Origin of the sequence: Nonomuraea sp. B12E4, from assembly GCF_039871825.1 — a bacterium.
In the GTDB taxonomy this organism is placed as follows: domain Bacteria; phylum Actinomycetota; class Actinomycetes; order Streptosporangiales; family Streptosporangiaceae; genus Nonomuraea.
Map to the genome: position 1 here is coordinate 1 of NZ_JBDPME010000068.1, position 5,699 is coordinate 5,699.

General features: G+C 67.8%; 6 protein-coding genes. 5 read left to right on the plus strand and 1 reads right to left on the minus strand.

Features of this window, described 5'->3' with window-relative positions; translation table 11 throughout:
- Nucleotides 1-93 precede the first annotated feature (93 nt).
- From ABGB18_RS49140 to ABGB18_RS49150, 3 genes are read left to right on the plus strand one after another with little or no spacing between them, the layout of a single operon-like run.
- Nucleotides 94-249 carry a heme-binding protein gene (locus ABGB18_RS49140; protein WP_347702628.1) on the plus strand — a complete coding sequence of 52 codons (156 nt, stop codon included), beginning with the start codon at nt 94-96 and terminating at the stop codon, nt 247-249.
- Nucleotides 250-292: 43 nt separating this feature from the next.
- Nucleotides 293-1,783, plus strand: a complete 1,491-nt coding sequence (gene istA, locus ABGB18_RS49145; RefSeq protein ID WP_347702629.1) for an IS21 family transposase — start codon at nt 293-295, stop codon at nt 1,781-1,783.
- Nucleotides 1,784-1,823: 40 nt separating this feature from the next.
- Entirely contained in the window at nt 1,824-2,327 is a 504-nt protein-coding gene (locus ABGB18_RS49150) for an ATP-binding protein (RefSeq protein ID WP_347702630.1), read from the plus strand.
- A 921-nt stretch (nt 2,328-3,248) separates the two neighbouring features.
- Here the strand turns inward: ABGB18_RS49150 and ABGB18_RS49155 are convergent.
- Nucleotides 3,249-4,322, minus strand: coding sequence for an alkene reductase (locus ABGB18_RS49155; RefSeq protein WP_347702631.1), 1,074 nt, complete (start codon nt 4,320-4,322; stop codon nt 3,249-3,251).
- A 130-nt stretch (nt 4,323-4,452) separates the two neighbouring features.
- Here ABGB18_RS49155 and ABGB18_RS49160 point away from each other — a divergent pair, with 130 nt between their 5' ends.
- Nucleotides 4,453-4,830 (plus strand): MerR family transcriptional regulator, encoded by a 378-nt coding sequence (locus ABGB18_RS49160; RefSeq protein ID WP_347702632.1) that lies wholly within the window; start codon nt 4,453-4,455, stop codon nt 4,828-4,830.
- A gap of 141 nt (nt 4,831-4,971) precedes the next feature.
- Entirely contained in the window at nt 4,972-5,511 is a 540-nt protein-coding gene (locus ABGB18_RS49165; protein ID WP_347702633.1) for a hypothetical protein, read from the plus strand.
- The last annotated feature ends 188 nt before the right edge of the window (nt 5,512-5,699 follow it).

The following is a 5,699-nucleotide window of genomic DNA, read 5'->3' on the forward strand; positions in this document are numbered from 1 at the left end:
GTCCAAGACGGCCTTGACGACCTCGTCCTTGAACTCCTCTGAATAGTTCTTCCCCGCCACGAACCCTTCCTTCCAGACCAGTCAGCACCCTACTTGGCACTGTGTCCGGAAGATCAGGGGCACCTCACCTTCGGCGGCGGCATCCCCATTACCGCGGGCGGCCACATCATCGGTGGCATCGGGGTCTGCGGTGGCCACTGGAGCGACGACATCAAAATCGCCGAAGCGGGCCTGGCCGCCATCGCCTAACCCCTGGCAGGCGACCACCACGACAGGGCGAGCGTCGGGACCGATGAAAAGCAGCGAGGAGATCATGGAGATTCTGGCCGCATATGACCTGACCGGCAGCTATCGCAAGGCTGCCGAGTTGGTCGGTTGCGATCCCCATACGGTCCGCCGCTACGTGCAGGCGCGTGCGGCCGGAACCACCAGCCGCACCGTCCCGGCCCCGCGATCGAAGATGATCGACGAGTTCATGCCCAAGATCGAAGAGCTCGTCGAAGCCTCCGCCGGGAAGATCGGTGCCGACCAGGTCCACAAACGTCTGGTCGCGTTAGGGTTCACCGGCACCGACCGCACCACCCGCCGCGCGGTGGCCGCCGCCAAGGCCTCCTGGCGGGCGGGGCACCGACGGGTGCACCGCCCCTGGGTGAGCGAGCCGGGCCTGTGGGTCCAATGGGACTGGGGCACCGGTCCCCGGCTGGGCGACCGGCAGGTCACCCTGTGGTGCGCCTGGCTGGCCTGGTCGCGGCTCCGGGTGGTGATCCCGGTGCTGGACAAGACCATCCCCACCGTCGCCGCCTGCCTGGACGCCACGTTCCGAGCGTTCGGCGGGGTGCCCACCTACTGCCTGACCGACAACGAAAAGACCGTCACCACGGCCCACATCGCCGGAATCGCGGTGCGCAACCCCGACATCGTGGCGATCGCCCGCCACTACGGAACGCAGGTGCGGACGTGCGTCCCAGCGGATCCGGCGTCCAAGGGCGGTGCAGAGAACACGGTGAAGATCGCCAAACGGGATCTGCTGCCGACCGAGGTGAACCTGCGGCCGTCCTATGGCACCTTCGCCGAGGTGGAGGCGGCGTGTGATGCGTTCATGGCCGAGGTCAACTCCCGACCCCACCGCGAGACCCGCCGCGCTCCGATCGAGATGCTGGGTGAGGAACGGTTCCGGCTGCATCCAGTGTCGGCACAGCCCTACACCGCCGCGTTCGGCACCACCCGGCGGGTGCACGACAAGGACGCCACCATCCGGGTCGACCAGGTCCGCTACTCGGTGCCGCACCAACATGCCGGGCAGGAGGTGTTCGTCCGCTGGCACGGCGACGACCTGGTCGTCACCGCGATCATCGAGGGTGCGCCGGTCGAGATCGCCCGGCACCGCCGCTCCACCCCCGGCACTCCGGTGATCTGCGACGAGCACTACCCGCCGTCCGCCCGCGGAGTCCGCACCCCCCGGCCGATCAACGCCGCCGAGGAGGCGTTCCTGGCCATCGGAGCGGGCGCAGCAGCGTGGTTGGAGGAATCCGCCGCCGAGGGCGTGCGCGGCATCGCCTCCAAGATGGCCGAGGCTGTTGCGCTGGCCAAACTCCGCGGCACCGCAGCCATCGACCGGGCCTTGGGCACCGCCGCCACCGCCAGCCGGTTCGCCGAAGGCGACCTGCGCTCGATCCTGGACCATCAGACCTTCCACGACAGCGGCACCACCAACCTGACCCGGGCCGGAGAAGACCACAGCCTGCAGCCGGGCACCGGTGGCTGGTCCGGCTTCGGTCAATAGGCCGCCCAACATCTATCTCTACGTAAGAAACGAGGACCGCATGTCGGTCGACACTCCTACCCCGCCCCGGCTCAAAGCCCCAGCCTCGGCCACCGCCGCCGCGCTCGGCTCAGCCTTCGACGAGGCCACCGCCCTGGCCAAAGCACTCAAGCTGCCCCACCTGCGGCGCGCGCTGGCCGAAGTCATTCCCACAGCCAAGGCCCAACGCTGGGACCCCGCAGAGGTCGTGCGGGTGCTGCTGGCCGAGGAAGCCGCCGGACGCGCGGCCTCCAACCTGCGCACCCGCCGCCAACGCGCCAGCTTCCCCACCGGCAAGACCCTCCACATCTGGAACGAAGACGCCTCCTCCATCCCCGTTCCCACCCAGTCCTTGCTGCGGACTCTGGAATGGATCGGACGCCGCGAGAACTTGTGCATCTGCGGGCCCAGCGGCACCGGCAAGAGCCACTTCACCGAGGCGCTGGGTCAGGCCGCCGTCGACGCCGGGATGACGGTGGCCTGGTTCACCATCGAAGACCTCGGTGGCCTAGTACTACTCCGCTAGATCGCGGTCTGGTCTCATAGATTCTCCTGCGGGAGCTCGCCGATGGGTGCCACGGTATGTGAATGCCTGAACGCGCTGAGTGTGTCGGGGCTGTGACCCGCGCGGACCTGGACAGATGGCACGAGGAATTCGAGGACGTGTGCGCGCGATTCGAGGGCCGGTGGTACCGGCCGGAATCGCGTGCGCATTTCCGGCAGTATCTGCGCGGCCTGATGGCGCCGCTGGAACGGAAGAACTCCGAGACGATCGCGGAGTACGCCGGCGAACGTTGCCCCTCCGCGCTACAGCGGTTCGTGAGTTTGACCCCGTGGGACGCCGACGAGCTCCGCGATGACGTACGGGCCTATGCGCTGACCGTGACGGCAGGTTCTCCCGCTCGTTCGATGAGGTGTTCACCGCCGATGGCGTGCGGGTCATCAAGACGCCCGTCCGGTCGCCACGGGCGAACGCGTTCGCGGAGCGGTTCGTGGGAACGCTACGCCGTGAGTGCCTCGATCACCTGCTCATCCATGGTGAGCGGCACCTGCGTAAGGTCCTGGCCGAGTACGAACACCACTTCAACCATCATCGCCCGCATCAGGGCCGTTCGCTTCGCCCGCCGTTGCACGGTCCCAGCAAGGTGATCGACATGACTTCCCGGATCCGCCGTCGAAGGACCGTCGCAGGCCTGATCAGCGAGTACCGCAGAGCGGCCTGATCGCCCTGCAAACGCCCAGCTCAGCAGCAGTGTCCGCGTTTTGGCACCGCACACGGGTCGTCGGCGAGGAGGCCAGCACGCCGGCGGGCCTGGGTCGGGCGTTCAGGGCTCGGAGCGCGGGCCGCCGCGCCGCCTGCTGTGCTGGGGCACTCGCGAACGTCGCCCACATCACCTGCTTCGGCGCGCAGGAGCGCGACCGGCATCGCGTTCTTTCCCGACCGTTTTCAGGCTGCGTGCTGGTAGGCGGGGTAGGTGAGATAGCCGGCATCGCCGCCCTCGTACCATGTGGACTGATCGTGCGGCGCGATCGGCAGCCCCTGACGCAGCCGTTCCACGAGGACGGGGTTGGCGATGAAGGCGCGGCCGAAGCTGATCAGGTCGGCGCCGAGCCCCAGCCAGTGATCGGCGGCCGCCTTGTCCGTTTGCTGCGGGTTCGCCGGGGAGGACGGGTTGACGATGAGCGTGCCGGGCCACGCCTTGCGCAGTTCGACCAGCACGTCCTCGCCGGTGGAGGCCTCGAGGTGAATGTAGGCCAGGTTGAGGGGGGCCAGCTCGGCGAGCAGCGTGCCGTACATAGCGGGGACGTCGGTATCCTCGGCGCCCCAGAGTCCCGCGCCGGGCGAGAGGCGCAGACCTGTCCGGTGGCCGCCCACCGTCTCGACGGTCATGGAGACCGCCTCCACCGCGAACCGGATCCGGTTGGCGATCGATCCGCCATAGGCGTCGGTGCGAAGGTTGGCGGTGCTGGAGAGGAACTGGGCGATGAGGTACCCGTTCGCGCCGTGCAGTTCCACGCCGTCGAAGCCGGCGTCGACGGCCCTGCGGGCGGCCTCGGCGTACGAACGCGCCTGCTCGGGCACCTCAGCGGTGTCCAATTGGCGTGGCACGGGGGCCGGCTTGGGCCCGCCCGGGGTGAACACCTGCCCGACGGCGGGGAGGGCCGAGGGACCCACCGGCTGCATGCCCGTGGTGTCGGGGTGGGAGACGCGGCCTGCGTGCATGATCTGGGCGAAGATACGCCCGCCGTTGGTGTGTACCGCGTCGGTGACCGGCTGCCAGGCGGCGACCTGGCCATCGGTGTGCAGTCCCGGGGTGCCCGGGTTGGACTGCCCGATGAGGCTGGGCTGGATTCCTTCCGTCACGATGAGCCCGGCGGTGGCGCGTTGCGCGTAGTACGTCGCCATTGACGGCGTCGCCAGACCGCCCGCAGCGGCACGGACTCGGGTCATCGGGGCCATGGCCACACGGTTGGGCAGGGTCAGCGCGCCGAGGTGGTAACGGTCGAACAGGGTGGTCATTTCCTGGGTGCCTTTCAGGATTGTCCGTGGATGGTTACCCCCAAGGGGGCACGACGGCTACGCTAAGACCTGACATTGACGTCAGAGGCAAGGGTTTTCGGCGGGAAATTTTCGCTGGAGGGGTGAAGCGATGCGGATTGGCGAGCTGGCGTCACAGGCCGGGGTGAGCGTCCGGTCCCTGCGCTACTACGAGGAGCAGGGCCTGCTCAGCAGCACGCGCAGCCCCAGCGGGCAGCGCCGGTACACAGAGAAAGAGATCGAGCGGGTACGGTTCATCCAGCGTCTTTACACGGCCGGGCTCTCCAGCCGTACGATCGCCGAGCTGTTGCCATGCGTCGACTCGCCCAGCGAGCTGAACGACGACGAGGCGCTCCAACGGCTGGCACAGGAGCGGGAGCGGATCAACCGGCACATCGAAGAGCTGTGCGGGGCGCGCGAAGCTCTTGACCTGCTCATGGATGCCAACCGCGCACACCGCGAACAACTGGCCTTCGGTTCGCTGACCTAAGTGGGCATTGCGGGTGCCGAATATCCATCCGTGCAGGTCAAAGACCTGATGGACGGGCTCGGTCTCTGGTGGGTATCGCGAGCTCTGCGCCAGATGGCGGCATGATGGTCGGTCGTGTTACTGCGCTTGGCCTACCTCACGGTGACGACCACCTTCTCGTTCCTACGGCTTCTGCCGAGGAGCGATCATGACAAAGACATCGAGATATTGGTGCTGCGGCATCAGCGGGGGGTGTTGCAGCGGCAGTTGTCCAAGCCCGCGTTCACGCCGGATGACCGGTTCCTTCTCGCTGGGCTGCTTCACCGTCTGCCGGTCGCCAGGCTGCGCCACTTGACGTTGCTGGTTCGGCCGGACACCATCCTGCGCTGGCACCGCGATCTCCTGCGGCGCCGTAACGCCGTGGCCTGCCTGCCCCGGCAGCGTGGACGCCCACGCACCGTTCGGTCCATCCGCGTCCTGGTGCTGCGACTGGCACGGGAGAACTCCACATGGGGCTATCGGCACATCCACGGCGAGCTGGCCGCGCTCGACATCAAGGTCGCCGCCTCCACGGTCTGGGAGATCCTCAAGACCACGGCATCGACCCCTCTCCCCAACGGGAACACACCACCTGGTCCGACTTTCTACGCAGCCAGGCAATCGCCCTGCTCGCTTGTGACTTCTTCGAGGTTCGCACCCTGACTGGAGCGCGCCTATACGTGCTGGCAGTCATCGAGCACGCCACCCGCCGCGTGCGGATCCTTGAGCTGCCCCGGGTTGGTTGGAGGCTCCCAAGACTGGAAGGCTGGGAGTCGTGCCCGCACCGAGGAAGTATCCCCCAGAGCTGCGTGATCGCGCCGTCAAGATGGTATTCGACCTGCGTGAGGAGA

What these genes read in the sequence shown, in the direction of transcription:
- istA (WP_347702629.1), top strand. Translation starts at nt 293, where the DNA reads ATGAAAAGCAGCGAGGAGATCATGGAGATTCTGGCCGCATATGACCTG.
- ABGB18_RS49150 (WP_347702630.1), top strand. Translation starts at nt 1,824, where the DNA reads ATGTCGGTCGACACTCCTACCCCGCCCCGGCTCAAAGCCCCAGCCTCG.
- ABGB18_RS49155 (WP_347702631.1), bottom strand. Translation starts at nt 4,322, where the DNA reads ATGACCACCCTGTTCGACCGTTACCACCTCGGCGCGCTGACCCTGCCC.
- ABGB18_RS49160 (WP_347702632.1), top strand. Translation starts at nt 4,453, where the DNA reads ATGCGGATTGGCGAGCTGGCGTCACAGGCCGGGGTGAGCGTCCGGTCC.